The organism is Enterobacter sp. EC_64 (assembly GCF_019584165.1).
Taxonomy (GTDB): domain Bacteria; phylum Pseudomonadota; class Gammaproteobacteria; order Enterobacterales; family Enterobacteriaceae; genus Enterobacter; species Enterobacter roggenkampii.
This window is the reverse complement of record NZ_VDAS01000025.1, coordinates 1-25,516: the sequence shown is the minus strand read 5'-3', so window position 1 is coordinate 25,516 and position 25,516 is coordinate 1. Positions and strand designations below refer to the sequence as shown.

The window sequence follows — 25,516 nt, the reverse complement described above, 5'->3', positions numbered from 1 at the left end:
AATTGATTATTTAAATAACGGAGAAAGGATTATTCCAGCATCGTGCTAATTAATTTTCCTAACTGAATGACCGCCTGCTCTTCCCGCTCTCCCCAGGCCCAGGAGGTATTAAAACGAAAGAACGGCGTCCACGCGTCAGAGGTGGAAAACATTTTTCCGGGAGCAATGCTGATGTGGTGCGTTAAGGCCTTTTCGCTCAGCAGCCCCGCGTCCAGCTGTGCCGGCAGTTCCAGCCATAAAAAGTAGCCGCTGTCGTTATGGTGAATTTTGACGCCCGCAGGCATATGGCGAAGAAGTGACTGCCAGGCCTGCTGCTTTCGCTCGGCCAGCGTACGCCGCAGGCGGCGCAGGTGGGCGTCGTAGCGTTTGGTCGCCAGGTAATCCACCAGCGCCAGCTGCATGGGAGAACTGGTTGAAAGCGTGCTCATCAGCTGCAGCTGCTGAATGCGCCGCGCGTGTTTTCCTGCCGCCACCCAGCCGATGCGAAAACCGGCCACCAGACATTTCGAAAAGGACGAGCAGTGTAGCGTCATGTCCTGACGATCCCACGCTTTCGCCGGGAGCGGCTTTTCACGTCCAAAATAGAGCTCGCTGTAGACGTCATCTTCAATCAGCGGGACGTTGTGCTGGGTTAACAGGGCGACAAGCTGGGCTTTTTTCTCCGCGCTCAGCGTGAAGCCGAGCGGGTTTTGGCTGTTAGTCATGATCCAGCAGGCTTTAACCGGGTATTCATTCAGCGCCTGCTCTAAGGCATTGAGATCGATCCCCTCGCGAACGTCCGTCGCAATCGACAACGCTTTGAGCTTCAGGCGTTCCAGCGCCTGCAGCGCACCGTAAAAACAGGGGTTTTCGACAATCACCCAGTCACCCGGCTCGGTTACCGCCTGAAGGCTAAGATTCAGCGCTTCGAGCGCGCCTGCGGTGATCACGATCTCTTCCGGGGAGATGTTCATCCCCTGCTGCGCGTAGCGGCGGGCAATGGCGTGGCGGAGATCGACGTTTCCCGGCGGCAGGTTCTCAATCACGCTCATCGCCGTCGCGGTTTTGCTGACGTTTGCCAGCGAACGGTTGAGCTGCTGAAGCGGGAAAAGCCTGGGGTCGGGAAACGCGGAAGCAAAAGGAACAACGGACGGGTCGCGGCTGGCCTGTAAGACGTCGAAGATGTAGGTATTGATATCCACCGCTTCGTCACGCATCACCTGAGCGGGTGGCGCAGGCTGTTGTGCGGTCGGGCGCGAGGCAACGTAATAGCCCGACTGCGGTCTGGCGACAATGCGCCCCTGACTTTCCAGCATCTGATACGCGTGGCCAACGGTCATAAAACTCATGCCGCTGCTTGCCACCTGCTCTCGCAGGGAAGGCAGCTTATCGCCCGGCAGCCATACGCCAAGCTCAATCTGCGAGATAATTTGTTGCGCCAGACGCTGGTATTTTTTCATCAGATTCTCCTTAAGACCGACAGTGTATATCAGCAGGAGAAAAAGAGAAGATTTAGCGAACTGTTATAGTCTGGAAGATGAATTACTTACGGTATTCGGTCACGTGGCTCTGAGCGGAACGCGCGGCGGCCAGGTGGTCGAGCGTAATCATCGACGATTTGCAAAAAATGCATTTCGCGCCAAACGGGTTTTTCTCAGACACGTCAAAGGCTGAGGTGCGGTACTGCGAGCCATGACAGCATGGGCAGCGAAAATGGATATATGAAGTCATAGGTTTCTCCTGAAACGTAAAAACGTAAATTACTAATGGGCCGATTGGGCATAATGGTTTTAAACAAAACGAATCGGAATGTAGATAAAGACCCAAGAGAGGCTGCGGAGAGGCACAACGTGATGAGAACTGCTTTATAAAACTACGTCAGATATTTATTTGGACTCAAAACCAGAAGGCCATTAACGCACGACGCTGACGACAAAGCAAGCGGTTTAATGCGGAAAAATCATAAAAAGAATGTTTTTATTCCCTGATGCTCGTCCATGTTATTAAAAATTGATGTTTACAATCCCCGGCCAGACATACATAACCACATGAAATATAAATATAATATATAACATTTTTTGCCTACTCATATCATCAACCACAGAGTATTAACAACAGGCTGATGAACACTCTGCTACTTGTCTTGCTCAAGCAGGAATTTCGCTCTTACCTTACAGAAAGGAACTATCAATGAGTTGGAATAAAGACGCGGCTGTTTCTTACCTCCGCTCGCATGCGCTTGGACACTCTCATAACGAATGCGCGAAGTTTACACGTCGTGCCATAATCGCTGGCGGCATTACGCTTGAACGTACACATGATGCAAAGGATTATGGACCAAAACTTTTGCGTGCAGGATTTAAAGAGGTTCCTCCTGGTTCAACGTTGCTTAGCCGAGATGTGGCTGTAATTCAGCCCTATCCCGGGGGAAACTCAAGCGGCCATATGACAATGTTCGACGGCACTCGGTGGATCTCAGATTTTACCCAGCTCAGTATGTACCCCGGGCCGGGTTACCGCCGCGCACAACCAACCTATAAGATTTACAGGATGAGTCGATGATGAAGGGGATTATAATTACTCTGGCGTTATTATTATCAGCTTGTACGTGCGTACCTCAGCAGAGTGCTGCCGAACGGGCGGAAGAATTTTACTCCAACTATCTGACATTTTTTGCGGAAAGTGATGGGGAATACCCTCAGCTTAGAGAGTACGTTGCGGCAGATACGCTATCCCGACTTAACGAGATAGAGTCTATTCCTGAACAGGAAATCCTGGGGTCAGATTATTTCGCTTATGTTCAGGATTATGATCCCTCTTGGGTGAAGCGGCTCGAGGTTGGTGCGCCGCATCAATTCATCAATGGCGAAGTTCTTCCTGTCCGGATTGGTATTGAGCACGGCGGGTTTCTTAATCTTGAAGTCTATATGCGTCGTGAAGACGGAAAGTGGAAAATTTACCGCGTGAGTGACGTAACCGATCGCTACGAGCACCCCATATTTAATGCCGGAGCAATTACTCGGGCAAAGTCATTAGCGAAAAGCGGACTTTAAGCACATCTATAAATAATACACTGGGCAAACTGTTATAGGTAAATATGCCGGGTCTGTTTCTGCAACCCAGAGCTGGCGAGGCTTAGAATGGCATCGACATAATTACATCGCGGAGTTTTGCATGTTTGGTTTGGATGCTTTTCACCTTGCGCGGATACAGTTTGCCTTTACTGTATCCTTCCACATTATTTTCCCGGCCATCACCATTGGTCTCGCAAGCTACCTTGCCGTACTCGAAGGGCTGTGGCTGAAAACAAAAAATCCGGTCTGGCGCTCGCTGTACCATTTCTGGTCGAAGATTTTTGCCGTCAACTTTGGCATGGGCGTGGTCTCCGGGCTGGTGATGGCCTACCAGTTTGGCACCAACTGGAGCGGCTTTTCGCAGTTTGCGGGCAGTATTACCGGCCCGCTGCTGACCTATGAAGTGCTTACCGCCTTCTTCCTCGAAGCCGGGTTCCTCGGCGTGATGCTGTTCGGCTGGAATAAAGTCGGGCCGAAGCTGCACTTCTTTTCCACCTGCATGGTGGCACTGGGGACCATTATTTCCACCTTCTGGATCCTCTCCTCCAACAGCTGGATGCAAACCCCGCAGGGCTATGAGATCGTCAACGGTCAGGTGGTACCGGTGGACTGGTTCGCCGTGGTGTTTAACCCCTCCTTCCCTTACCGCCTGCTGCATATGTCGATAGCCGCGTTCCTGAGCAGCGCCCTGTTTGTTGGCGCATCCGCGGCATGGCATCTGCTGCGCGGGAATAATACCCCCGCCATCCGGGCAATGTTTTCAATGGCGCTGTGGATGACGCTGATTGTCGCGCCCCTCCAGGCCATGGTGGGTGATATGCACGGGCTGAACACCTTAAAGCACCAGCCCGCGAAAATTGCCGCCATTGAAGGGCACTGGGAAAATCCACCGGGCGAGCCGACCCCGCTACTGCTGTTTGGCTGGCCGGATATGGAACAGGAGCGCACCCGCTTTGGGCTGGAGATCCCAGCGCTGGGAAGCCTTATTCTGACACACAGTCTGGATAAACAGGTTCCGGCGCTCAAAGAGTTTCCAAAGGAAGACCGCCCAAATTCCACCATCGTCTTCTGGTCGTTCCGCATTATGGCGGGCCTGGGCATGCTGATGCTGCTGCTTGGGGTGACGGCACTCTGGCTGCGCTATAAAAAGCGCATTTATTCTTCCCGTCCTTTCCTGTGGTTTGCCCTGCTGATGGGGCCCTCCGGGCTGATTGCTATTCTGGCCGGGTGGATCACCACCGAAGTGGGCCGCCAGCCGTGGGTGGTCTATGGGCTCCAGCGCACGAAGGATGCGGTTTCTGCCCATGGCGATTTGCATATGAGCGTGAGCCTGCTGGCCTTCTTCGTCGTTTACACCTCGGTATTTGGCGTGGGTTACAGCTATATGGTGCGCCTCATCCGAAAAGGCCCGCAGCCGCATGAATCTTTCGCCACCGAGTCCGACGGACGTCCGGCGCGCCCGCTTTCTGCCGTCACAACTGAACATAAGGAGCAGCCGTAATGGGTATCGATCTTTCCATTATCTGGTTTGTGATCATCGTCTTTGCCACGCTGATGTATATCGTGATGGACGGTTTTGATCTGGGGATTGGCATTCTGTTCCCGTCCACGCAGAACGCCGACGATCGCGATGTGATGGTTAACAGCGTCGCGCCGGTCTGGGACGGGAATGAAACCTGGCTGGTGCTTGGCGGGGCCGCCCTGTTCGGCGCCTTTCCGCTGGCCTACGCCGTGATTATCGATGCCCTCACCATTCCGCTCACATTAATGCTGATCGGTCTTATTTTTCGTGGCGTAGCGTTTGAGTTTCGCTTTAAAGCCACGCCAGCACACCGTCCTTTCTGGGATAAGGCCTTTATAGGCGGTTCCATTCTGGCGACGTTTACCCAGGGCGTGACGGTGGGCGCCGTCATTAACGGCTTTAGCGTCACCGGCCGGGCCTATACCGGCGGCCCCTTTGACTGGTTTACCGCGTTTAATCTGTTTTGCGGCGCGGGCCTGGTGGTGGCCTACGCGCTGTTAGGCTCGACCTGGCTGGTAATGAAAAGCGAAAATGCATTGCAACAGCGGATGCGTCAGGTATCGAAGACCCTGTTAATCGTGCTGCTGGCGTTTGTTGCGGCGATCAGCCTCTGGACACCGCTGGCGCAGCCGGCCATCGCGGCGCGCTGGTTTACGCTGCCGAACCTGTTCTATCTGCTGCCCGTCCCGGCCCTGGTGGTGATTTTTAGTTTGTATCAGTGGCGCTGCCTGAATAATCCCGACAGCCATAGCCGACCGTTTATCCTGACGCTGGGGCTGATTTTCCTCGGCTTTAGCGGGCTTGGGATCAGCATCTGGCCGCACATCATTCCACCGTCAATCACCCTGTGGCAGGCCGCCGCACCGACGCAAAGCCAGGGCTTTATGCTGGTCGGCGCGCTGTTGATCATTCCCGTTATTCTGGTCTACACCTTCTGGAGTTACTACGTTTTTCGCGGCAAAGTTCAGCATGGGGAGGGTTATCACTGATGCAACAACCGGTCTGGAAAAGATTACTGTGGCTGGCCATTATCTGGGGCGGCAGCGTACTGGCGCTGGCTGCGGTCAGTATGCTCTTCCGTATGCTGATGACGGCGGCAGGGTTTAAATCACATTAACGTCATCCCGGGCAACCGCTGCGTTGCCCGGCTCCTCCCCGCACTTTCAGATAAACCCCATTAACGCATGGCAGAGTATCGTTACACTGGAAAAAGATTCACAGTGTTTATAGTTTGAGAAGAAAAATGAAAAAGCTCATTGCGTTAAGTGTTATCAGTCTTGTCCTTACCGGCTGCGTTAATCCGGGTAAAGCCTCCGTTCAGCCGGAGCAACTTAAGAACCACCGCTTTGTGCTGGAAAGTGTGGACGGTAAGGCCGTGAAGACCGCGACAACGCAACCTGAGATCGGTTTTAGCGCACTGCCAGATATCAGCCAGGTGAATAACATGAGCGTTTCTGGTCAGATGTGTAACCGCTTCAACGGACAGGGGAAATTGTCCGAAGGCGAGCTGAAGGTGAAAACGCTGGCCATGACGCGCAAGCTCTGTAGTGAGCGGCAGCTTAACGAGCTGGATCAGGCCATCGGCGACATGCTGCGCAAAGGCGCGCAGGTCGACCTGACTGAAGACCAGTTAACGCTGGCGACAGCCGATAAAACGCTGATGTTTAAGCGTGCAGAGTAATCAGTAGTTACCGCAGGTTCCAACGGCAAGCGACTGTTCACTGCAGCGTTTGCCGTTTGGCAAGGCGCACATCCCAATAGCTGAACCATCAAGCTGGCGAGCTACCGACAGCGAACCGCCAATCATCGCGCAGTTGGCCTGACCGGAGCTGGACATCGCGGCTTTCATACCCGGCACCACGTGCGCGGCCGTTGCCTGCTGGACAGGTTCACTGCTGCATGCCGACAACAATAATGCGGCACACCCTACCAAAAATGCTGAGCGCATGCTCTCTCCCCCATGAATAATGCGAAACCTATGCATAATAGGCATCCCATCCCGTGTCGTCGAGAGCGGAAGTGCGTATTTATGCGCTCCTGAAACAATTTCTCGCAATTTTTCTGCCAAAAGTTTGATCTACTCATTGATGGCAGGAATAACGAGGACACAAAAGCGAAAATCGAAAAATCCCCCGTTTGCTAGAATACACAGATAATATTCAGGGTTTGTTGCCGTAATACAGACCCCTATTTTTTTGCGCAATGTAAGGGTGTTGTCCTATGCAAACTATTGACGGTAATGGTGCAGTTGCCTCAGTCGCGTTTCGCACCAGTGAAGTTATCGCCATCTACCCGATTACGCCAAGTTCTACCATGGCTGAGCAGGCGGACGCCTGGGCGGGTAACGGGTTAAAAAACGTCTGGGGCGATGTCCCGCGAGTGGTTGAAATGCAGTCGGAAGCCGGTGCGATTGCCACGGTCCACGGCGCGCTTCAGACCGGCGCGCTTTCCACGTCGTTTACCTCTTCCCAGGGATTGTTATTAATGATCCCGACGCTGTACAAACTTGCCGGACAACTGACTCCCTTCGTTCTGCACGTCGCTGCGCGTACCGTTGCCACCCACGCGCTCTCTATCTTTGGCGATCATTCTGACGTGATGGCCGTTCGCCAGACCGGCTGCGCAATGCTGTGCGCCAGCAGCGTTCAGGAAGCCCAAGACTTTGCCCTGATTTCGCATATCGCCACGCTCAAAAGCCGGGTGCCGTTTATTCATTTCTTTGATGGTTTCCGTACGTCCCACGAAATTAACAAAATCGTTCCGCTGGCTGACGAGACAATTCTGAATCTGCTTCCGCAGGCGGACATTGACGCGCATCGCGCCCGCGCTCTGAATCCGGAACACCCGGTGATTCGCGGCACGTCGGCGAACCCGGATACCTATTTCCAGTCCCGCGAGGCCACCAACCCATGGTACAACGCGGTTTACGACCATGTTGAACAGGCGATGAATGACTTTGCTGCCGCAACGGGTCGGGAATACAAACCCTTTGAGTATTACGGCCATCCCCAGGCGGAACGGGTCATTGTGCTGATGGGATCGGCCATTGGCACCTGCGAGGAAGTTGCTGATGAGCTGCTGACGCGCGGCGAAAAAGTTGGCGTGCTGAAAGTGCGTCTTTATCGGCCATTCTCGGCGAAACATCTCCTCTCTGCGCTGCCGGAAAGCGCGCGTACCGTTGCGGTGCTCGATCGCACCAAAGAGCCGGGCGCGCAGGCGGAGCCGCTGTATCTGGATGTGATGACCGCCCTGGCCGAGGCCTTTAATCATGGCGAACGTGAAACGCTGCCGCGCGTGATCGGGGGGCGTTACGGTTTGTCCTCCAAAGAGTTCGGACCGGACTGCGTGCTGGCGGTCTTCAACGAGCTCAGCGAAGCGAAGCCCAAGCCGCGCTTTACCGTCGGCATTTATGATGATGTGACGAATCTGTCCCTGACGTTGCCGGAAAACACCCTGCCCTCGACCGCCAAACTCGAGGCGCTGTTCTATGGTCTGGGCAGTGACGGCAGCGTCTCCGCGACCAAGAACAACATCAAAATCATCGGGAACTCCACGCCGTGGTACGCCCAGGGGTACTTCGTCTATGACTCCAAGAAAGCCGGCGGTCTGACCGTTTCCCACCTGCGGGTGAGCGAACAGCCCATCCGCTCTGCGTATCTAATTTCTCAGGCTGATTTTGTTGGCTGTCACCAGCTGCAGTTCATTGATAAGTACCAGATGGCCGAGCGCCTGAAGCCTGGCGGTATTTTCCTCCTGAATACGCCATACAGCGCGGATGAAGTCTGGTCGCGCCTGCCGCAGGAAGTGCAGGCGGTGCTGAACCAGAAAAAAGCCCGTTTCTATGTGGTTAACGCGGCGAAAATTGCCCGCGAATGTGGCCTTGCCGCGCGTATTAATACCGTTATGCAGATGGCCTTCTTCCATCTGACGAATATCCTGCCGGGCGACAGCGCGCTGGCGGAACTGCAGGGCGCGATTGCCAAAAGCTACAGCAGCAAGGGCCAGGAGCTGGTCGAGCGTAACTGGCAGGCGCTGGCCCTGGCGCGCGAGTCGCTGTTTGAGGTCCCGCTGCAGCCGGTCAACGCCGCAAGCCCGAACCGCCCTCCGGTGGTGTCTGATGCGGCACCTGATTTCGTGAAGACCGTGACGGCGGCGATGCTGGCCGGGCTGGGTGATGCCCTGCCCGTCTCTGCCCTACCGCCGGATGGCACCTGGCCGATGGGCACCACCCGCTGGGAAAAACGCAACATCGCCGAAGCGATCCCCATCTGGAAAGAAGATCTGTGTACCCAGTGCAACCACTGCGTGGCGGCCTGCCCGCACTCTGCCATTCGTGCCAAAGTAGTGTCGCCGGAAGAGATGGAGGCCGCCCCGACCAGCCTGCATTCCCTGGATGTAAAATCCCGCGATATGCGCGGACAGAAATACGTTCTGCAGGTCGCGCCGGAAGACTGCACCGGCTGTAACCTGTGCGTCGAGGTTTGTCCGGCGAAAGACAGGCAGAACCCGGAGATTAAAGCCATCAATATGATGTCGCGTCTGGAGCACGTCGAAGAAGAGAAAGTGAATTATGACTTCTTCCTGAATCTGCCGGAAATCGATCGCAGCAAACTGGAACGCATTGATATTCGCACTTCGCAGCTGATCACGCCGCTGTTTGAATACTCCGGCGCCTGCTCGGGCTGCGGTGAAACACCGTATATCAAGCTGCTTACCCAGCTGTACGGTGACAGGATGCTGATTGCCAACGCCACCGGCTGTTCGTCTATCTATGGCGGCAACCTGCCCTCCACGCCGTATACCACTGACGCCAACGGCCGCGGTCCCGCGTGGGCCAACTCGCTGTTCGAGGATAACGCCGAATTTGGTCTGGGCTTCCGCCTGACCGTTGACCAGCACCGCGCGCGCGTGATGCGCCTGCTGGAGCAGTTTGCCGGGCAGATCCCCGCCGGGCTCAATGACGCGCTTCACGCCGACGCGACGCCAGAGGTACGTCGTGAGCAGGTTGCAGAGCTGCGTCAGGCGCTTCAGGGCGTGGCGGGCGCTGAACAGCTGCTGACCGACGCAGATGCCCTGGTCGAAAAATCGATCTGGCTGATTGGCGGCGACGGCTGGGCTTATGACATCGGCTTTGGCGGGCTGGACCACGTGCTAAGCCTGACCGAAAACGTCAATATCCTGGTGCTGGATACGCAGTGTTATTCCAACACCGGTGGTCAGGCGTCGAAAGCCACGCCGCTGGGTGCCGTCACGAAATTCGGTGAGCACGGGAAACGCAAGGCACGCAAAGATCTCGGGGTGAGCATGATGATGTACGGTCACGTTTACGTCGCGCAAATCTCGCTGGGGGCACAGCTTAACCAGACGGTGAAGGCGATCCAGGAGGCGGAAGCGTATCCCGGCCCGTCGCTGATCATTGCCTACAGCCCGTGTGAAGAGCATGGCTACGACCTGGCACTCAGCCACGATCAGATGCGACAGCTAACCGCGACCGGCTTCTGGCCGCTGTACCGGTTCGATCCGCGCCGTGCGGACGAGGGTAAATTACCGCTGGCGCTGGATTCGCGTCCGCCGTCAGATGCTCTGGCCGAGACGTTAATGCAGGAACAGCGCTTCCGTCGCCTTAACGCGCAGCAGCCGGAAGTGGCCGAACAGCTGTGGAAAGACGCTGCGGCGGATCTGCAAAAACGGTATGACTTCCTGGCGCAGCTGGCGGGTAAAGCCGAAAAATCGACCAGCGACTAGTCTCTCTGCCCGGCGCGTCCGGGCATTTTTTTGCCATAAAAAAACCCGGTGTATTCACACCGGGCGAATCCAGATAATCATTAAATATCTATTTAGTTCCCTAAATATTATTCATGCGAATTATGGATAAAAAATCTTAAAGGCATATAACGCCATCAAGAATAGCTTAATTCATACCTGATTAATAATTTTAATTTATTATGTTTAGCCTTAAAGCATTCACCAAACCAATGACCATTACCGTTGATGTATTCAGTTTAGATTTTACTTAGTTCGTAACAATTATAATTTATTACTCTTACACGGGAGTGATTTAGCATGAGACAACTTTCGCATTCGGAAAGTTCAACAGGTAATTAAATAAAAACAACCGCAAAGGAATATCAAAATGCAAAGAAAAGTACTGGCCCTGATGATTCCGGCTCTGTTAATGGCTGGCGCAACTCATGCAGCAGAGATTTATAATAAAGACGGTAACAAATTAGATCTGTACGGAAAAGTAGATGGTCTGCACTATTTCTCCGATGATAAAGGCGCTGACGGGGATCAAACCTACATGCGTCTGGGCTTTAAAGGCGAAACCCAGATCAACGACATGATGACTGGCTACGCACAGTGGGAATACAACATCCAGGCCAATAACACCGAAGGGTCTGATAACCAGTCCTGGACGCGTCTGGCCTTCGCCGGTATCAAAGTGGGTGACTACGGTTCCTTCGATTACGGTCGTAACTATGGCGTACTGTACGACGTGGAAGGCTGGACCGATATGCTGCCTGAGTTCGGCGGCGACTCCTACACCAAAGCCGACAACTTCATGACCGGCCGCGCCAATGGCGTAGCAACCTACCGTAACACCGACTTCTATGGTCTGGTGCAGGGTCTGAACTTTGCGCTGCAGTATCAGGGCAAAAATGAAGGCAGCAACTGTGACGAGAATGGTTGTTCTCAGGAAGGAACGAACAACCGTTCTGATAACAACATTCGTAACCAAAACGGTGACGGTTTCGGTATCTCCACAACCTATGACTTTGGCATGGGGATTACTGCGGGTGCAGCGTATACCTCTTCAGATCGTACTAATGACCAGGTGATCGCAGGCACCGGTGCAGCATCTCAATATGCTGGCGGCGATAAAGCGGACGCATGGACCGCGGGTCTGAAATATGACGCTAACAATATCTACCTGGCGGCAATGTACTCTGAAACCCGCAATATGACGCCATACGGTTCCAGTGACAGCACTTCAGGCGGCGGTATTGCCAACAAAACCCAGAACTTCGAAGTGACCGCACAGTACCAGTTCGACTTCGGCCTGCGTCCGTCCCTTTCCTACCTGCAGTCTAAAGGCAAGGACCTTGGCAACGGCCAGGGCGACCAGGATCTGGTTAAGTACGCTGACGTCGGCGCAACCTATTACTTCAACAAAAACATGTCCACCTACGTTGATTACAAAATCAACCTGCTGGATGAAGATGACAGCTTCTACAAAAACAACGGCATCGGCACGGATGATGTCGTGGCACTGGGCCTGGTTTACCAGTTCTGATTGCCAGAGCCCGCATCAGTATGCGGGCTCACCCATCTCTTGACGTTCGTCACAAAAAGCAGGTTCTGAAATCACGTGGTTGAGGGTAAGTTGAGGTAAAGCTGTTTAAACTCAGGTGATAGCCTTTCCATCACTAAGGATAACAGCGTTGTTTGGTCGTGTATCCGTTGTCGTACTAACTCTTTTAGCGCTCATCTGGATGGCGTTAATTTTTGATTTTGCTGATATTGTCGGGCATCTCAGCGCTGTGTTGAACCACCTGGATGGCGGTTAACAGTATTCCCTGAGAAATGAAAAGCCACCAGCAGTGCCGGTGGCGGGAAAACGCACAGGTTGCGTTATTTTTTTACGGGTTGAGGCTTTTTATCACCTGATTCAGGGGCCTCACGCGGATCGTCTTTTTCAACACAAAGCATAGTTTCTCCTGTTTCAGATAACCACCCTCCACTATAGCCAGGCTGATTACAGAGTGGCCAGGCGGCAATTACGCCTGACCTGTTCCTTTCTTGCGAAAAGAGAGGTAGCCAAACACCCCGCTATCTCCATCCGAGGGATGGTTAACCCCGTCCATCACCGTCACTTCAGGGAAATCGAACGGTGAGACGTTATCAAAGCAGGCCACATTCACGCCGTATTCGTTTGGATTAGAACGCCGCTGATGGAACGTGTAAATTCCGCACACCGAGCAGAAAAAGTGTCGTGCTGTTCCCGTATTGAAGCGGTACTCCGTGAGCTTATCCTCACCTTTGGTCACGGTAATCCCTGACAGCGGCGCAGAGACGACGACCGCACCCCGCATGCGACAAAAGGAACAACTGCAGCGCCGCGCGGTATTCAGGCCATCCGTTAGCGCAACGGTAAAGGCCACCGCGCCACAATGGCACTGCGCATGACGAATATCAGCCATGGCTAGATCCCCTTCCTCACCAGGTCAGCAGCCTTGACGAAAACCTCATCTTCTACACCATCGCCTTTCTGCCTGCCGAGCCTGACCAGCTCATCAACAATGCTGTCGCGATCGATTGGTTTCTGGGCAGAAACCAGCCCAATAACGGCCGCCCCAATCGCCAGCCCCACTAATCCTGTTTGTTCGTCTTTGTTCTTCATACTCATGCTCCTGATACAACAAACAAGCGTAGCATGATTTTAAAAGCGCGGGGTTAGCCCGTATTTTGGCGCTTTGATATTTGCTGCCCAAATTTTGATATCGTTTTGCAGGAGAATAGTGAAATCAGATTTCAGATGCGTCACCATGCCATTGACGCTGTCCGCATCCACCACTGAAAAATGTTCAATTCTGTTCTTCCCTATTTGGACACAATTATATTTGGCGGGCAGCACTTTACCATTCACATTAAGCGGTAGATTATTCTCACCACAGCGGCCTTCCGTAATATATGACACCAGCAAATTAGCGGATTTTCTCCCAGGCTGGGATACGCTTACCATGACGGGAAAACCTTCCGAGGTCTGCGTCATATCATAAAGCACCGCATTTTTCATATACCAGGTATTATATTCCCGCTCCTGAAAAGCGGACCAGGCAGGTGCAGAATAAAGCACCAGCGCTGCCAGCGTAATAGAGACTATTTTCATGGGATGTTGTCGTCCGTGTTGTTGCACGTATTATTCAGATTGTGCAAAAAACAGCAACAACTTAAGAATAGTCCTACTACTATTGGCAGTGATGGAGGATTTATTCACGACGCACTATCCGAATGACCGTTCTTATCAACGTAGTGCTGGCATCTGAAAAACTCAGGTTAACTTGATGTCAAAACGGCCATAAAGAAGAAACAGGCGAGAAATGGTAAACCGCCGCCATCACGGCGATGCTAACGACAATGCTTAAGAAGAAGTAGGTTTTAAACGGCTGCTTTTGTGTTTTATGGCGAAAGAGCTGTTGGCCTACAATCGCGCCAGGCCAGCCGCCCGTTACGCCAAATACCAGCAGCGTGGCTTCCGGAACCCTGCGCATGCCTTTCCGCGCCGCCATTTTATCGGCACCATACATGACCAACGTCAGCATATTGATCAGCAGAAACCACATAGCCAAAGGGCTCGAGGTAAAAAGACTGCCGATCGCAGCAAAGATCAGAAGTAAATAACAAACGCGATTGAGGGTCATAGTACTGGCCAGAGAAGTGTTGAGCGGTTTTCGACGCCGCATTATACGCTACTTATGAATGTATCGGGCGGGAATGGCTGACAACAGGACAAACGTCACTCCACCCTCACTTTAACCTTTGGCTTCGATAACAGAATTTTTATCAACTCCTTAAAAGGAACGGGTTTGTAGAAGAAGTAGCCCTGTAAAAACGTGATGTTATTGCGCATGAGGTAATCAAGCTGTTCCTGGGTTTCAACCCCTTCCGCCACAATACGGATTGACAGTTTTTTTGCCAGTTCCAGTACCGAATCCAGGATCAGGGTGGAATCCTCATTGGCATTAACCCTGGCAACAAAGCTTTGGTCGATTTTGATGTAATCAATATGCAGGTCCTGCAGGTAGGACAGGCCAGAATATCCCGTTCCAAAATCATCCAGCGCGATTGCAAATCCCTTGTTATGCAGCCCATTCAGGGTCTTAACGAGATGTTCATCTACGTGGAGAGGTTCACGCTCGGTCACCTCCACAACGAGATTAAGATCCTGTTGAACAAAGCTGCGCTTGTAATTCAGACACTCTTCAAAAAAGGTAGAGGCAACGATATGAGACGCACTGAAGTTAATCCCGACATGAAATCCTTCCGGCAGCAGCGTAGAAATTGCATTCATCTGCGTTGCAACCTGACGCATTAAGCTTTGGGTTAGTGGAATTATTAGCCCTGTTTTTTCAGCAAGAGGAATAAATGACGAGGGAGAAATAAACCCGGATTGCGGATGCTTCCATCTTGCCAGCACCTCTACACCGCGCAAGGTGCCCTCTTTTCCGCTCACGACGGGCTGGTAATAGGGAATAATTTCATTTCTGTAGATGGCGGTACGCAGCGATTCTTCCGGTGAAATATCCTTAGACAGATATCGCTGCAGAAGATAAGCAGAAAGAGAGGAAACGAGCAGTAGAAATAACACCACTCCACCGGCCTGGTCGAATAATCGCGTTAGGCTAAAAAGAGGCGGAGCGTTAAATTGAATCGCGAAGGCATAATCAACGTCTTTTACCGTCAGAACATCGTTGTTTGAATGGGCTGCCGTCAAGACATCGCCAGATTGGCCTAAACGACGATTGCCGACCAGCAGCGAATACGCCACGCCACGTAGTGGCATATTCAGCGCATCCCGGATATGGCTGTCGCTGATGCTCACCATGATTCGGCTTCCGGCATGATTTGTCTGGTATAAGAGAACCGGCAGGCCGTTGACCGTACTTTTCGATGGAACAAGTAACAATGGCGCTTCAGGCAGCGCTGACCCGTTAACCAACAACAAGCGGTTTCCCGGCAAGGAGGAACACCAGACCACATCTTTTTTCAGAATAACGATCGTTCTCAGATGGGGTTGTAATGCCGCTTCAGTGCCGAGCCGATACTGTCCTTCAGCATCACACTCATTCTCAGCAAGCCGCATTGCAACCTGGGTCGCATGATGCGCTTCTGTAAGAATGACGTGCATATTCCTGACGACGTAGTGCGCCCCGGCAAGGCTGTCAGCCCGCGCCGAGTACCAGACCTGGATATTGATGATAAAAACGCCCAGCACAAAAATTGCCGTGGCTGCAGCTATGGAGATAGGTGCATTGCGCATTCAGGGTTCTCGACTCGAGTGACGTTGCCGCTTCGGTGATGCTGAAGTGATTGAATTATCTTCGCCTTAAGCATGGTTGATAAAGAAAGAAATACCATGTCCGCCGTCAGAAATTTTCCCCAAACCAGGCTCCGTCTTTGCACCTTCTCAAATGGGTAAATAAAAAGGCCGCCGAACGGCAGCCCTGGTTGTTAAGTGCTTATTAGTATTGCTTTATTGTCTTGACCGGCGTTCTTTCTGACCAGTCAGGCCGCTCGCCAGCCATGATTGCACGCTGTTGTGATGGCGTCACAGACTGCGTTATTTCAGGCATCGACTTGTATTCAGGTTGCTTAGGTGGGTTGAGAACCAGATCGGAGCTACAGCCTGACAGCAGCAAAACCGCCAGTAGAGATGTATTAAGCTTGAACACGCTAACCCCTTCCAATGGGATAAAAGTTACAGAAAATGCGTGGTGCCGATAGCATCCCGATGACTCGTTACTGATTATAACGTCACGCGCCGGGGTGCAGGCAGCAGATACACCACACAGATACCCCCATAAGAATATATTTACACAACCAATGCATGCAACCCTATGTATTCCAGCCAGCCTGTGTACAAAAGTAGAAGGAAAGCCGATTACGCTTCAAATATCGAGGGAGTTTATGCTAAAACCGCTATTATGTTTCTTATGGTCAAGGGTTGAGAAGGGATTTCAATGGTTAAGGTTGAGGAATTAAAAATGAAGTACCCAGGCGCAGCGGCCTGGCAAATGGGTGACAGCCCGGAACTGGCGAACGCGCTTGCGGACCTGATTAAAAAAGGGCTCAAAACGGCCACCTGCGGATCTTTTGCCTCGTACTCGCAGGGGCTTTGTTGAATAAATCGAACTTTTGCTGAGTTGAAGGATCAGATCACGCATCTTCCCGACAACGCAGACCGTTCCGTGGCAAAGCAAAAGTTCAAAATCACCAACTGGCCCACCTACAATCAAGCCCTCATCAACCGTGGCTCCATAACTTTCTGGCTGGATGATGAAGCTATTCAGGACTGGTATGAGTCGACAACGCCTTCATCACGGGGAAGACCTCAGCGCTATTCTGATCTCGCCATCACCACCGTTCTGGTCATTAAACGCGTGTTCAGGCTGACCCTGCGGGCTGCACAGGGTTTTATTGATTCCATTTTTACACTGATGAATGTTCCGTTGCGCTGCCCGGATTACACCAGTGTCAGCAGGCGCGCAAAGTCGGTTAATGTCAGTTTCAAAACGTTTACCCGGGGTGAAATCGCGCATCTGGTGATTGATTCCACCGGGCTGAAGGTCTTTGGTGAAGGCGAATGGAAAGTCAAAAAACATGGCCAGGAACGCCGTCGTATATGGCGAAAGTTACATCTGGCAGTTGACAGCAACACACATGAAATCATCTGTGCAGACCTGTCGCTGAACAATGTGACGGACTCAGAAGCCTTCCCGGGGCTTATCCGGCAGACTCACAGAAAAATCAGGGCAGCATCGGCAGACGGCGCTTACGACACCCGGCTCTGTCACGATGAACTGCGGCGTAAGAAAATCAGCGCGCTTATCCCTCCCCGAAAAGGTGCGGGTTACTGGCCCGGTGAATATGCAGACCGTAACCGTGCAGTGGCTAATCAGCGAATGACCGGGAGTAATGCGCGGTGGAAATGGACAACAGATTACAACCGTCGCTCGATAGCGGAAACGGCGATGTACCGGGTAAAACAGCTGTTCGGGGGTTCACTGACGCTGCGTGACTACGATGGTCAGGTTGCGGAGGCTATGGCCCTGGTACGAGCGCTGAACAAAATGACGAAAGCAGGTATGCCTGAAAGCGTGCGTATTGCCTGAAAACACAACCCGCTACGGGGGAGACTTACCCGAAATCTGATTTATTCAACAAAGCCACTCGCAGGATGTATCTGCTCCACGGATAGGAAGCTACAACATAATCCTTGATGGTCAGAATGTCCCGGTCTGTGTGATCCGGCTGGTTTCCATGCGGCTGGTTCGTTTTTGCGATGTTAATGAGGAATTCGCTCGCAAAGAGGGTGAAGGTGATTTAAGCCTTGAATACTGGCGGAAAGAGCATCAGCGATTTTTCTTCCGCGAAGGCCATTTTTCTGAAGATATGGAACTGATCGCAGAAGAATTTGAATTGGTTGAGGTGCTGTAAGCTGAGATAAAGTGGCAGAGATATGTCGCTAAATTAAGCAGGCTTACTCATGTTAAGCTCATACACAACGCATTCCGTATCGTAATGCCGCTCTATGGCTTTATAAGACATACCTAACCTTTTCATTACACGCTGCGATGCGATATTTTCTGGATCGGCCAAGGCCACCAGATAAGATGCTCCCACCCGTTCTACAGCGTAATCAACGATCGCTTTCGCTGCCTCTGTAGCATAGCCTTTGCCATTGTGTTCAGGAACGAGGCGCCAGCCAATCTCTAATGGTGCCCCCTCCACGTTCGCCAGGTGCTGGAGGCATGCTGCACCAACGATCGCACCAGAAGATTTCTCTCTGATAGCCCACCACGAGAAGTGATACTTATCCCAGCGAGCCTGCACCCTTCTGATGCCCTCCCAGGTTTCTTCGGGCGTTTTAACGATACCCTTATTGATATAGCGCATCACCTCAGCATCACTATCCATTACCCTTAAGCCTTCATAATGTGAATCATTAAAGGGTTCCAGGATTAAGCGGACCGTTTCTACATTCATCTTAAATTCCTCTTGCATTCAGCCAGGACCTTCGTTGAACTCGTCCCGATAAAACACCCTAGCACAATGTAAGTTACTTCCGCTCTGGCACACAGGGATCATGGGTGGCGCAGGGCTTGTGCTTTGGTTTACGTCTTGTCGAAGATTTTATATCAAATAATGACTGCTTTCTCCCATGGAAGGAAAATCAATGGCGTTATGCGCTAGCGGTGATATTAACCATTGAATGGATCTAATCTCGCTAATTGCCCTACAATGCTTAACTTACAAGCTAAAGGAAAATGGCATGTTCCCCTTTCTGAACACATTTAAGCGATTAATAAGCAAACAGCAAGAAACACATACCGCTCCTCAGAAATATTCAAATGAACAGCTTATCCAGTGGGCTACCGGTTGCATGCTGGAAGGGCTCCCGGATGACTTCTACCAGGCCAGACTGCTATGCACTCGCCAATCCGATCCTGAAAACCCCGATGGATGGATAGTCAACGTTAATCATGATGTGATGCTTAACCCTGACTCCGAATATGAGCGGTTCCAGCCAGCCGATGACCTCTACCCTACCCAGTGTGTGGAAATGTTACTTGATGGCAAGGAATGGAGTAATGCATCAATAACATTCAATAAAGAAAACGCATCGTTTAAATGGAGTTAGCCATTATCAAGCCCAACCGCAGATGAACATTGTAATGGTTTATCCGATCAGCAAGTCAAGCCGGGTAAGCCGACGCAGAATGCGTTTATCGAACGGTTCACGGGACGTACCGGACAGAAATCCTGGATTTTTACCTGTTCTGAACGCTGAATGAAGCACGGGAAATCACTGAACGCTGGCTGAATGAATACAACAGCGAGCGTCCTCATGAATGCCTGAATAACCTGACGCCGGAGGTAGCTTATTGGAATCGTTTTAATCTAGTAGAATTCAACTTTCGTTTGCGCTGTCATTGAAACTGGTTTCGGCGCCGGATTACCTGCGTTCTGTACTGTGGCATTACATATTTCAGGCACAAGCATTTCGTTATAATGACAAGAACTGGTTGCTGTATACCCCTCCGAGAAAACTGATGAGTTTATTAGTTTATAATCAAGAGGCTTTCTTTTTTTATCAACATAAGATATTTCATTTTTAGACATAATGCTTTCTGAACTATAAAATTCAGAGCGCGTCAAATTATCGTCTTCATCATAAAAATGTTCAGATATTTTTTTGCCTAAAAAATAGGTGTCTTTAATTAATCCATTCGGGTAAAGAGTGTAACGCAACTCGTCACCGTTTTCATTTTTACTCAAAATGTGACACTTTTCATCAAGTTGTATTGAGAAAGGCTTGCCATCTCTATGGCCAATAAGACTTCCATTTGTATATTTTAGAATGGTTTCATGCCCAGAAGAAACATTATCAAGGTTTAAGCTATCAACACAACCATTTTTATTCAGTCTGATGGAGATTTTATAAGTAATTTTTCCATTCTCCTCAACATCAGTATCTAAGGATTTAACAGCCCCCTTAACTGGATTGAAATCAAACATAGTCGATAAGTTATAAAGTAGAGGTATGTAGTGATTTTCTGCAAAAGCCATGCTTGAAAATAAGGAAATACAAAGGAAAAGAGTAGAAGTTTTTATCATTTTTAAAATCTAAGCTCAAGTTACCCTCAAATTACGTAAGCTCATTACAGCATGCTTACTGCTAATCTTCAACATTGATACTGGCGGAGATGATTGCGCCACAACTGGGCCGTTTGCCGTAAAGTCGCTATCGTATCCAAACGTCTGAACGCTACCCTTTATCACGCATCGGCGCCAGATTTCACGCAGCAGTAAAACGTGCTGGCATTCGCCGCCGGAATCCGTACCATACGCGGCATACAATTTTTGCCCCTGCTGGCTCCGAAGGTAGTACTCAATGCAACAGAATCAAGAGATTAACAAAAAAGAGCAATACAACCTGAATAAACTGCAAAAGCGACTGCGCCGTAACGTGGGCGAAGCCATTGCAGACTTCAACATGATTGAAGAAGGCGACCGCATCATGGTTTGCCTGTCAGGGGGTAAAGACAGCTACACCATGCTGGAGATCCTGCGTAATCTTCAGCAAAGCGCGCCGGTGAATTTTTCCCTGGTGGCGGTCAACCTTGACCAGAAACAGCCGGGCTTCCCGGAGCACATTCTGCCGGAATACCTCGAAAATCTGGGCGTTGAGTACAAAATTGTCGAAGAAAATACCTACGGTATTGTGAAAGAGAAAATCCCTGAAGGGAAAACCACCTGCTCTCTGTGCTCTCGTCTGCGCCGCGGTATTCTGTATCGCACCGCGACCGAGCTGGGCGCGACCAAAATTGCCCTGGGCCATCACCGCGACGATATCCTGCAAACGCTGTTCCTCAATATGTTCTACGGCGGCAAGATGAAAGGTATGCCGCCTAAGCTGATGAGTGATGACGGTAAACATATTGTGATCCGCCCGCTTGCCTACTGTCGTGAAAAAGACATTGAGCGTTTCTCTCAGGCGAAAGGGTTCCCGATCATTCCATGTAACCTCTGCGGCTCTCAGCCGAACCTGCAGCGTCAGGTGATTGGCGACATGCTGCGAGACTGGGATAAGCGCTATCCGGGTCGTATCGAAACCATGTTCAGCGCCATGCAGAACGTCGTCCCTTCCCATCTCGCGGATGTGGAACTGTTCGACTTTAAAGGCATCAATCACGAGTCAGAAGTCGTGAACGGCGGCGATCTTGCGTTTGACAGGGAAGAGATCCCGATGCAGCCAGCAGGCTGGCAGCCGGAAGACGATGACAATCAGTTTGAAGCGTTGCGTCTGAACGTGCTTGAAGTGAAGTAAGCGGTTAGCGTCTCAGAGACACCTTCTGAGACGCTTCATGCTTTATTTCAGCAGACGTACGCGGCAGGTTTTACCCTTAATTTTCCCGTTTTGCAGCTGCTTCCATGCCTTATGGGCAACCGCCTGGCGAACCGCGACATAGACATGCGCCGGATGGACCGCAATCTTACCGATATCCGCCCCGTCCAGCCCTACATCCCCGGTCAGTGCACCGAGTACATCACCAGGACGCATCTTGGCTTTTTTACCGCCATCAATGCACAGGGTCGCCATTTCGGCCTCCAGCGGCACAAGGCTGACGCCGGTTGGGGGATTCATCCAGTTCAGCTTAATCTGCAGCATCTCAGAGAGAATATTGGCGCGCTGCGCCTCTTCAGGTGCGCAGAAGCTGATCGCCAGACCGCTGTTTCCTGCGCGCGCGGTACGGCCAATACGGTGCACGTGTACTTCCGGATCCCACGCCAGCTCAAAGTTCACCACCAGCTCAAGCGATTTGATATCCAGGCCGCGCGCGGCGACGTCGGTCGCCACCAGCACGCGGGCGCTGCCGTTGGCGAAACGGACCAGCGTCTGATCGCGATCGCGCTGTTCAAGATCGCCATGCAGCGACAGTGCGCTCTGCCCGGCGGCATTCAGGGCATCACAAACCGACTGACAGTCTTTTTTGGTGTTACAGAACACCACGCAGGAGGCAGGCTGATGCTGGCTCAGTAATTTCTGCAGGAGCGGGATCTTCCCCTGCTGCGAAGTTTCAAAGAACTGCTGTTCGATGGCCGGCAGCGCATCTACGCTGTCGATTTCAATGGTAAGAGGATTTTTCTGCACGCGCCCGCTGATGGCGGCGATAGCTTCCGGCCAGGTTGCGGAGAACAGAAGCGTCTGGCGATCGGCTGGTGCGAAACGGATCACTTCGTCAATGGCCTCGCTGAAGCCCATATCCAGCATCCGATCGGCCTCATCCATCACCAGCGTTTGTAGCGCATCCAGTGAGACCGTGCCTTTTTGCAGGTGATCGAGCAGGCGTCCCGGCGTCGCGACAATAATGTGCGGCGCATGCTGCAGCGAATCACGCTGGGCACCGAACGGCTGCCCGCCGCAGAGGGTTAAAATCTTGGTGTTTGGCAGGAAACGTGCCAGGCGACGCAGTTCACCCGCAACCTGGTCTGCCAGCTCGCGGGTCGGACACAGCACCAAAGACTGGGTCTGAAAAAGCGCCGCATCGATATGCTGCAACAGGCCAAGGCCAAAGGCCGCCGTTTTCCCACTGCCCGTTTTCGCCTGCACGCGCACGTCACGGCCCTCAAGAATGGCGGGTAAGGCGGCCGCCTGAACAGGCGTCATCGTGAGGTATCCCAACTCGTTGAGGTTAGCGAGTTGGGCATCGGGCAGAACATTCAGGGTAGAAAAAGCGGTCACAATTGTCTCTCGTGGTGATCTTTGCGGTCAGATGGCGCGTATCCTCGCAGATCTCGCGGTCCGATGCGACAATTTAATCGGTTCTTCATCGGGCGGCGGGTCGGGCATCGGCTGGGGACGCGGGATGGGATCGGGCATAGGTACCGGATCGCTGGGGATAGGATCGGATTGACGCGATTGTGGCAGTAGCAGAGCGTTAAGGATGCTCATCATTCCCTCCATAATTTGCTGTCATCCCTTTTAGGGTAGACGCTCAGAATCAGGAGGCAAAAAAAAGCCGACTATGAAGTCGGCGTCGTACGAATCAATTGTGCTATGCAGTAATTCAAAAAAGGAAGTAAGACAATATGGAGCGCAACGCCCATCGCTTGACGTTGCATTCACCTGCGGGAGTAATATTGCACCTTACGGGGTAGATGTTTATTGACTTCGCTCAATTAAAAGAGCGTTTTAATCCCGGAAAAAGATGAAAAAAGCGTAAATTTACAGCCATTTACTACGATGCAACCACCATGCAACACCCCCAATCAAAACAACTAACATCACGCAAAACGCCGTAAAACCGTAGCGATAAGCGCCACCCGGAATTCCGCCCAGGTTGACGCCAAACAACCCGGTCAGAAACGTGCTCGGTAAAAACACCATCGCCATCAGGGACATCGTATAGGTTCTTCGCGCCAGCGACTCCTGCATCACCTGCGCGATTTCGTCCGCCATCACCGCCGTTCTGGCAATACAGGAATCAATTTCATCCAGCCCGCGGCCCAGCCTGTCGGCAATATCCTGCATTCTGCGCCGATGGTCGTCGTTCATCCAGGCGAGCCTTTCGCTGGCCAGCCGCGCATACACGTCGCGCTGCGGCGTCATGTAGCGGCGCATAACAATCAGCTGCTTGCGCAATAAGGCCAGAAAACCGCGCGGCGGGATCTGCTGATCGAGCAGGTTATCTTCCAGGTCGATGATTTTGTCGTGCAGCTCTTCAATAAACTCACTGGCGTGATCGGTAAGCGCGTCACAGACGTCCACCAGCCAGCTGCCGCAGTCGATCGGCCCGGTGCCCTCTTTCAGATCGTTGACGATGTCATCCAGCGCCAGGACCTTACGCTGTCGGGTGGAGACAATCAGCCCATCGTCCATATAGACCCGCATCGCCACCAGCTGATCCGGACGTTCATCCGTGCTGCCGTTAATACAGCGGAGGGTAATCAGCGTCCCGTCACCCATGCGGCTTACGCGGGGCCGCAGACTTTCACCCGCCAGCGCATCGCGCACGTTATTGGGCAAGAGCGGGGTCGACGCCAGCCAGTCAGCGCTGTCCGGATGGGTATAGTTCAGATGCAGCCAGCAGGGATGCGCACTGTCGATCACATCATTATCTTCCAGCGGTCGGGCACCGCCGCGGCCGTCCAGCACCCACGCAAAAACTGCGTCAGGAACGTTAAGTTCAGATCCTTTAATGCTTTCCACAGCACCTCCACCTTTTTAACTCTTTCGGTGTCAGTCTAGCTTTCACGAGGGGTTAAGCAACAACTATGTATTCCATCGCGCTGAAATCGCTCGGGAATTGAGCTGGGTGGGCAGATGTATGAAAAAAGCCTGGCATGCCAGGCTTTGTGTCGCTTTCAGAGAGAGTGCTCTGGCTGCTGGAGGAAGGAGGGTGAGCCGGTCGGTAATGGAGACGAAGACCCGTGATCCAATCTGAAATTCCGCGTGCGGGCCTGGAGTTCAATCACCTGATTGCGCAGTACATCCGAGGAGCCGTTGAGTTCCTCCGCCATCGCCACGTTGCTTTGCGTGACCCGCTCCAGCTCCGATAGCGCCAGCGTGATCTGGGAAATACCTTTCTCCTGCTCAGACGTCGACGCGGAGATTTCATCCATTAAGCGACTGACGTTTCCCGAGCCCGTCACGATTTCATGCATATTCTTCTCTGCCTGCGACACCACGGTCGCGCCCTGCGTGACGTTACTGCTGGTGACTTCAATCAGCGCTTTGATATTCTTCGCGGCCTCTGCGCTGCGGTGCGCCAGGTTTCTGACCTCTTCCGCAACGACAGAAAAACCTTTTCCATGGTCGCCCGCTCTTGCCGCCTCAACGGCCGCGTTGAGCGCCAGAATATTGGTCTGGAACGCAATGCCGTCAATCAGCGAAATAATCTCCGTCATCTGCTGGGCGCATTCGGTAATGGACTGCATATTGTTGGCAACCTGCCCCATCAGCTCCCCGCCTTTACGCGCCTGCAGCGTCGCCATATTCGCCTGTTCACTCGCCAGGCGGGTGTTATCGGCGTTATTTTTAGTGCTCGCCGCCATTTGCTCCATGCTGGCTGCGGTTTGCACTAAAGACGCAGACTGCTGTTCGGTTTTGACCGAGAGCTGAGCGCTACGTGTCGAGAGCTGATCCGATAAGGTCATGGCGGTTTGCGATGACGCCCTGATCTCACGCACCAGCGTCGCAATGTTGCCGGACAGGCTGTTGATCCCGGGAATGAGTCGCCCCGCACAGTTATTGCCAAACTCCGGGATAGAAACCCCCAGGTTGCCGGCAGTCACCTCTTCAATACTTTTCTTCACCGTATTGATCGGCGTCACAAGATACCGGGTCATATAGACCCAAAGCAAAAATAGCGCAACGAAATTGATAGCGTTAAGGGAAATAAAGAGAGAGGGCTTGCTGGAAATTAGAACAACGACACCTGCGTTTACCAAAAATAGCGATAAAAGGAACCCGATAATAAAGGTTCGGACACTAATATTTCTTAGCATGATGATACCCACATTTTATATTTTGGTCGGCATCTAGGGAAGGTGCGAATAAGCGGGGAAATTCTTCTCGGCTGACTCAGTCATTTCATTTCTTCATGTTTGAGCCGATTTTTTCTCCCGTAAATGCCTTGAATCAGCCTATTTAGAC

At 52.1% G+C, this 25,516-nt stretch carries 27 protein-coding genes and 4 pseudogenes; 15 read left to right on the top strand and 16 right to left on the bottom strand.

Going from position 1 to position 25,516, the window contains the following annotated elements; translation table 11 throughout:
- Positions 1 to 29: 29 nt before the first annotated feature.
- Positions 30 to 1,439, bottom strand: coding sequence for a PLP-dependent aminotransferase family protein (locus FHC52_RS18065; protein ID WP_021240253.1), 1,410 nt, complete (start codon positions 1,437 to 1,439; stop codon positions 30 to 32).
- Positions 1,440 to 1,521: 82 nt separating this feature from the next.
- Complete coding sequence (locus FHC52_RS18060) at positions 1,522 to 1,710, bottom strand: hypothetical protein (protein ID WP_008501286.1); 189 nt, start codon at positions 1,708 to 1,710, stop codon at positions 1,522 to 1,524.
- A gap of 459 nt (positions 1,711 to 2,169) precedes the next feature.
- Between FHC52_RS18060 and FHC52_RS22815 the strand changes: the two genes are divergently transcribed.
- The 6 genes from FHC52_RS22815 (at position 2,170) to hslJ (ending at position 6,256) form a co-directional block, all read left to right on the top strand.
- Entirely contained in the window at positions 2,170 to 2,541 is a 372-nt protein-coding gene (locus FHC52_RS22815) for a hypothetical protein (RefSeq protein ID WP_126287811.1), read from the top strand.
- Positions 2,538 to 3,032: a YbjP/YqhG family protein gene (locus FHC52_RS18055; RefSeq protein WP_227157079.1), complete on the top strand. Its 495-nt coding sequence runs from the start codon at positions 2,538 to 2,540 to the stop codon at positions 3,030 to 3,032. Before FHC52_RS22815 ends, FHC52_RS18055 begins: the two co-directional genes overlap by 4 nt.
- A gap of 121 nt (positions 3,033 to 3,153) precedes the next feature.
- The gene (locus FHC52_RS18050) at positions 3,154 to 4,554 is read left to right on the top strand and encodes a cytochrome ubiquinol oxidase subunit I (RefSeq protein ID WP_126287809.1); all 1,401 of its coding nucleotides are present in this window, start codon (positions 3,154 to 3,156) and stop codon (positions 4,552 to 4,554) included.
- The gene (cydB, locus tag FHC52_RS18045) at positions 4,554 to 5,564 is read left to right on the top strand and encodes a cytochrome d ubiquinol oxidase subunit II (RefSeq protein ID WP_126287807.1); all 1,011 of its coding nucleotides are present in this window, start codon (positions 4,554 to 4,556) and stop codon (positions 5,562 to 5,564) included. The genes FHC52_RS18050 and cydB overlap by 1 nt, the downstream gene beginning before the upstream one ends.
- Positions 5,564 to 5,692, top strand: coding sequence for a DUF2474 domain-containing protein (locus FHC52_RS18040; RefSeq protein WP_008501283.1), 129 nt, complete (start codon positions 5,564 to 5,566; stop codon positions 5,690 to 5,692). The genes cydB and FHC52_RS18040 overlap by 1 nt, the downstream gene beginning before the upstream one ends.
- Before the next feature lie 126 nt (positions 5,693 to 5,818).
- Complete coding sequence (hslJ, locus tag FHC52_RS18035) at positions 5,819 to 6,256, top strand: heat shock protein HslJ (RefSeq protein ID WP_220420175.1); 438 nt, start codon at positions 5,819 to 5,821, stop codon at positions 6,254 to 6,256.
- Here hslJ and FHC52_RS18030 read toward each other — a convergent pair whose 3' ends face one another.
- Positions 6,257 to 6,523: a DUF333 domain-containing protein gene (locus FHC52_RS18030; RefSeq protein WP_008501281.1), complete on the bottom strand. Its 267-nt coding sequence runs from the start codon at positions 6,521 to 6,523 to the stop codon at positions 6,257 to 6,259.
- A 272-nt stretch (positions 6,524 to 6,795) separates the two neighbouring features.
- Here FHC52_RS18030 and nifJ point away from each other — a divergent pair, with 272 nt between their 5' ends.
- Together nifJ and ompC are read left to right on the top strand one after the other, a co-directional pair.
- The gene (gene nifJ, locus FHC52_RS18025; protein WP_126287805.1) at positions 6,796 to 10,320 is read left to right on the top strand and encodes a pyruvate:ferredoxin (flavodoxin) oxidoreductase; all 3,525 of its coding nucleotides are present in this window, start codon (positions 6,796 to 6,798) and stop codon (positions 10,318 to 10,320) included.
- Positions 10,321 to 10,708: 388 nt separating this feature from the next.
- Complete coding sequence (gene ompC / locus FHC52_RS18020; RefSeq protein ID WP_008501279.1) at positions 10,709 to 11,869, top strand: porin OmpC; 1,161 nt, start codon at positions 10,709 to 10,711, stop codon at positions 11,867 to 11,869.
- A 338-nt stretch (positions 11,870 to 12,207) separates the two neighbouring features.
- Here ompC and FHC52_RS22810 read toward each other — a convergent pair whose 3' ends face one another.
- From FHC52_RS22810 to FHC52_RS17990, 7 genes are all read right to left on the bottom strand, one after another.
- The gene (locus tag FHC52_RS22810; RefSeq protein WP_223239581.1) at positions 12,208 to 12,285 is read right to left on the bottom strand and encodes a hypothetical protein; all 78 of its coding nucleotides are present in this window, start codon (positions 12,283 to 12,285) and stop codon (positions 12,208 to 12,210) included.
- A 68-nt stretch (positions 12,286 to 12,353) separates the two neighbouring features.
- Positions 12,354 to 12,776, bottom strand: a complete 423-nt coding sequence (locus FHC52_RS18015) for a GFA family protein (protein WP_008501278.1) — start codon at positions 12,774 to 12,776, stop codon at positions 12,354 to 12,356.
- A gap of 2 nt (positions 12,777 to 12,778) precedes the next feature.
- The gene (locus FHC52_RS18010) at positions 12,779 to 12,976 is read right to left on the bottom strand and encodes a hypothetical protein (RefSeq protein WP_008501277.1); all 198 of its coding nucleotides are present in this window, start codon (positions 12,974 to 12,976) and stop codon (positions 12,779 to 12,781) included.
- A gap of 39 nt (positions 12,977 to 13,015) precedes the next feature.
- Positions 13,016 to 13,465, bottom strand: a complete 450-nt coding sequence (locus FHC52_RS18005) for a hypothetical protein (RefSeq protein WP_021240258.1) — start codon at positions 13,463 to 13,465, stop codon at positions 13,016 to 13,018.
- 178 nt (positions 13,466 to 13,643) lie between these two features.
- Positions 13,644 to 13,997 (bottom strand): DUF1294 domain-containing protein, encoded by a 354-nt coding sequence (locus tag FHC52_RS18000; RefSeq protein ID WP_021240259.1) that lies wholly within the window; start codon positions 13,995 to 13,997, stop codon positions 13,644 to 13,646.
- A 95-nt stretch (positions 13,998 to 14,092) separates the two neighbouring features.
- Positions 14,093 to 15,616, bottom strand: a complete 1,524-nt coding sequence (locus FHC52_RS17995; protein WP_220420174.1) for a cyclic diguanylate phosphodiesterase — start codon at positions 15,614 to 15,616, stop codon at positions 14,093 to 14,095.
- Positions 15,617 to 15,818: 202 nt separating this feature from the next.
- Positions 15,819 to 16,028 (bottom strand): hypothetical protein, encoded by a 210-nt coding sequence (locus FHC52_RS17990; RefSeq protein ID WP_126287803.1) that lies wholly within the window; start codon positions 16,026 to 16,028, stop codon positions 15,819 to 15,821.
- 288 nt (positions 16,029 to 16,316) lie between these two features.
- On the opposite strand from FHC52_RS17990, the pseudogene FHC52_RS17985 reads away from it, so the two are divergent.
- The 3 genes and pseudogenes from FHC52_RS17985 to FHC52_RS17975 form a co-directional block, all read left to right on the top strand.
- Positions 16,317 to 16,466 (top strand): annotated as a pseudogene (locus tag FHC52_RS17985) (ASCH domain-containing protein); the annotation flags it as partial.
- A 33-nt stretch (positions 16,467 to 16,499) separates the two neighbouring features.
- Positions 16,500 to 17,468, top strand: coding sequence for an IS5 family transposase (locus FHC52_RS17980; protein WP_080940268.1), 969 nt, complete (start codon positions 16,500 to 16,502; stop codon positions 17,466 to 17,468).
- Between the two features lie 52 nt (positions 17,469 to 17,520).
- Positions 17,521 to 17,793 (top strand): annotated as a pseudogene (locus FHC52_RS17975) (ASCH domain-containing protein); the annotation flags it as partial.
- Positions 17,794 to 17,826: 33 nt separating this feature from the next.
- On the opposite strand, the gene FHC52_RS17970 reads toward FHC52_RS17975, so the two are convergent.
- A complete protein-coding gene (locus FHC52_RS17970) occupies positions 17,827 to 18,342 on the bottom strand; it encodes a GNAT family N-acetyltransferase (protein WP_220420173.1) in 516 nt (171 codons plus the stop codon).
- Between the two features lie 286 nt (positions 18,343 to 18,628).
- Between FHC52_RS17970 and FHC52_RS17965 the strand changes: the two genes are divergently transcribed.
- Positions 18,629 to 18,997, top strand: a complete 369-nt coding sequence (locus FHC52_RS17965; RefSeq protein WP_084832007.1) for a hypothetical protein — start codon at positions 18,629 to 18,631, stop codon at positions 18,995 to 18,997.
- A gap of 54 nt (positions 18,998 to 19,051) precedes the next feature.
- Positions 19,052 to 19,293, top strand: a pseudogene (locus FHC52_RS17960) (transposase); the annotation flags it as partial.
- Here the strand turns inward: FHC52_RS17960 and FHC52_RS17955 are convergent.
- Positions 19,258 to 19,974 (bottom strand): YnfC family lipoprotein, encoded by a 717-nt coding sequence (locus tag FHC52_RS17955; protein ID WP_220420172.1) that lies wholly within the window; start codon positions 19,972 to 19,974, stop codon positions 19,258 to 19,260. The pseudogene FHC52_RS17960 and the gene FHC52_RS17955 sit on opposite strands and share 36 nt — an antisense overlap.
- Before the next feature lie 152 nt (positions 19,975 to 20,126).
- Here FHC52_RS17955 and FHC52_RS22805 point away from each other — a divergent pair.
- Both FHC52_RS22805 and ttcA read left to right on the top strand, forming a co-directional pair.
- Positions 20,127 to 20,216: pseudogene (locus FHC52_RS22805) on the top strand (hypothetical protein); the annotation flags it as partial.
- 35 nt (positions 20,217 to 20,251) lie between these two features.
- Positions 20,252 to 21,187, top strand: coding sequence for a tRNA 2-thiocytidine(32) synthetase TtcA (gene ttcA, locus FHC52_RS17950; protein WP_008501267.1), 936 nt, complete (start codon positions 20,252 to 20,254; stop codon positions 21,185 to 21,187).
- Positions 21,188 to 21,229: 42 nt separating this feature from the next.
- Here the strand turns inward: ttcA and dbpA are convergent, their stop codons facing one another.
- From dbpA to FHC52_RS17935, 4 genes are all read right to left on the bottom strand, one after another.
- Complete coding sequence (dbpA, locus tag FHC52_RS17945; RefSeq protein ID WP_220420171.1) at positions 21,230 to 22,603, bottom strand: ATP-dependent RNA helicase DbpA; 1,374 nt, start codon at positions 22,601 to 22,603, stop codon at positions 21,230 to 21,232.
- Between the two features lie 27 nt (positions 22,604 to 22,630).
- Entirely contained in the window at positions 22,631 to 22,795 is a 165-nt protein-coding gene (locus FHC52_RS22800) for a hypothetical protein (RefSeq protein ID WP_304665500.1), read from the bottom strand.
- A 291-nt stretch (positions 22,796 to 23,086) separates the two neighbouring features.
- Positions 23,087 to 24,070 carry a zinc transporter ZntB gene (gene zntB, locus FHC52_RS17940; RefSeq protein WP_023292275.1) on the bottom strand — a complete coding sequence of 328 codons (984 nt, stop codon included), beginning with the start codon at positions 24,068 to 24,070 and terminating at the stop codon, positions 23,087 to 23,089.
- 155 nt (positions 24,071 to 24,225) lie between these two features.
- Entirely contained in the window at positions 24,226 to 25,368 is a 1,143-nt protein-coding gene (locus FHC52_RS17935; RefSeq protein WP_023292274.1) for a methyl-accepting chemotaxis protein, read from the bottom strand.
- Between the last annotated feature and the right edge of the window lie 148 nt (positions 25,369 to 25,516).

Excerpts from the sequence above, each read along its gene's own strand:
- FHC52_RS18065 (WP_021240253.1), bottom strand. The coding sequence starts at position 1,439 with ATGAAAAAATACCAGCGTCTGGCGCAACAAATTATCTCGCAGATTGAG.
- FHC52_RS18060 (WP_008501286.1), bottom strand. The coding sequence starts at position 1,710 with ATGACTTCATATATCCATTTTCGCTGCCCATGCTGTCATGGCTCGCAG.
- FHC52_RS22815 (WP_126287811.1), top strand. The coding sequence starts at position 2,170 with ATGAGTTGGAATAAAGACGCGGCTGTTTCTTACCTCCGCTCGCATGCG.
- FHC52_RS18055 (WP_227157079.1), top strand. The coding sequence starts at position 2,538 with ATGATGAAGGGGATTATAATTACTCTGGCGTTATTATTATCAGCTTGT.
- FHC52_RS18050 (WP_126287809.1), top strand. The coding sequence starts at position 3,154 with ATGTTTGGTTTGGATGCTTTTCACCTTGCGCGGATACAGTTTGCCTTT.
- cydB (WP_126287807.1), top strand. The coding sequence starts at position 4,554 with ATGGGTATCGATCTTTCCATTATCTGGTTTGTGATCATCGTCTTTGCC.
- FHC52_RS18040 (WP_008501283.1), top strand. The coding sequence starts at position 5,564 with ATGCAACAACCGGTCTGGAAAAGATTACTGTGGCTGGCCATTATCTGG.
- hslJ (WP_220420175.1), top strand. The coding sequence starts at position 5,819 with ATGAAAAAGCTCATTGCGTTAAGTGTTATCAGTCTTGTCCTTACCGGC.
- FHC52_RS18030 (WP_008501281.1), bottom strand. The coding sequence starts at position 6,523 with ATGCGCTCAGCATTTTTGGTAGGGTGTGCCGCATTATTGTTGTCGGCA.
- nifJ (WP_126287805.1), top strand. The coding sequence starts at position 6,796 with ATGCAAACTATTGACGGTAATGGTGCAGTTGCCTCAGTCGCGTTTCGC.
- ompC (WP_008501279.1), top strand. The coding sequence starts at position 10,709 with ATGCAAAGAAAAGTACTGGCCCTGATGATTCCGGCTCTGTTAATGGCT.
- FHC52_RS22810 (WP_223239581.1), bottom strand. The coding sequence starts at position 12,285 with ATGCTTTGTGTTGAAAAAGACGATCCGCGTGAGGCCCCTGAATCAGGT.
- FHC52_RS18015 (WP_008501278.1), bottom strand. The coding sequence starts at position 12,776 with ATGGCTGATATTCGTCATGCGCAGTGCCATTGTGGCGCGGTGGCCTTT.
- FHC52_RS18010 (WP_008501277.1), bottom strand. The coding sequence starts at position 12,976 with ATGAAGAACAAAGACGAACAAACAGGATTAGTGGGGCTGGCGATTGGG.
- FHC52_RS18005 (WP_021240258.1), bottom strand. The coding sequence starts at position 13,465 with ATGAAAATAGTCTCTATTACGCTGGCAGCGCTGGTGCTTTATTCTGCA.
- FHC52_RS18000 (WP_021240259.1), bottom strand. The coding sequence starts at position 13,997 with ATGACCCTCAATCGCGTTTGTTATTTACTTCTGATCTTTGCTGCGATC.
- FHC52_RS17995 (WP_220420174.1), bottom strand. The coding sequence starts at position 15,616 with ATGCGCAATGCACCTATCTCCATAGCTGCAGCCACGGCAATTTTTGTG.
- FHC52_RS17970 (WP_220420173.1), bottom strand. The coding sequence starts at position 18,342 with ATGAATGTAGAAACGGTCCGCTTAATCCTGGAACCCTTTAATGATTCA.
- FHC52_RS17965 (WP_084832007.1), top strand. The coding sequence starts at position 18,629 with ATGTTCCCCTTTCTGAACACATTTAAGCGATTAATAAGCAAACAGCAA.
- FHC52_RS17955 (WP_220420172.1), bottom strand. The coding sequence starts at position 19,974 with ATGATAAAAACTTCTACTCTTTTCCTTTGTATTTCCTTATTTTCAAGC.
- ttcA (WP_008501267.1), top strand. The coding sequence starts at position 20,252 with ATGCAACAGAATCAAGAGATTAACAAAAAAGAGCAATACAACCTGAAT.
- FHC52_RS17935 (WP_023292274.1), bottom strand. The coding sequence starts at position 25,368 with ATGCTAAGAAATATTAGTGTCCGAACCTTTATTATCGGGTTCCTTTTA.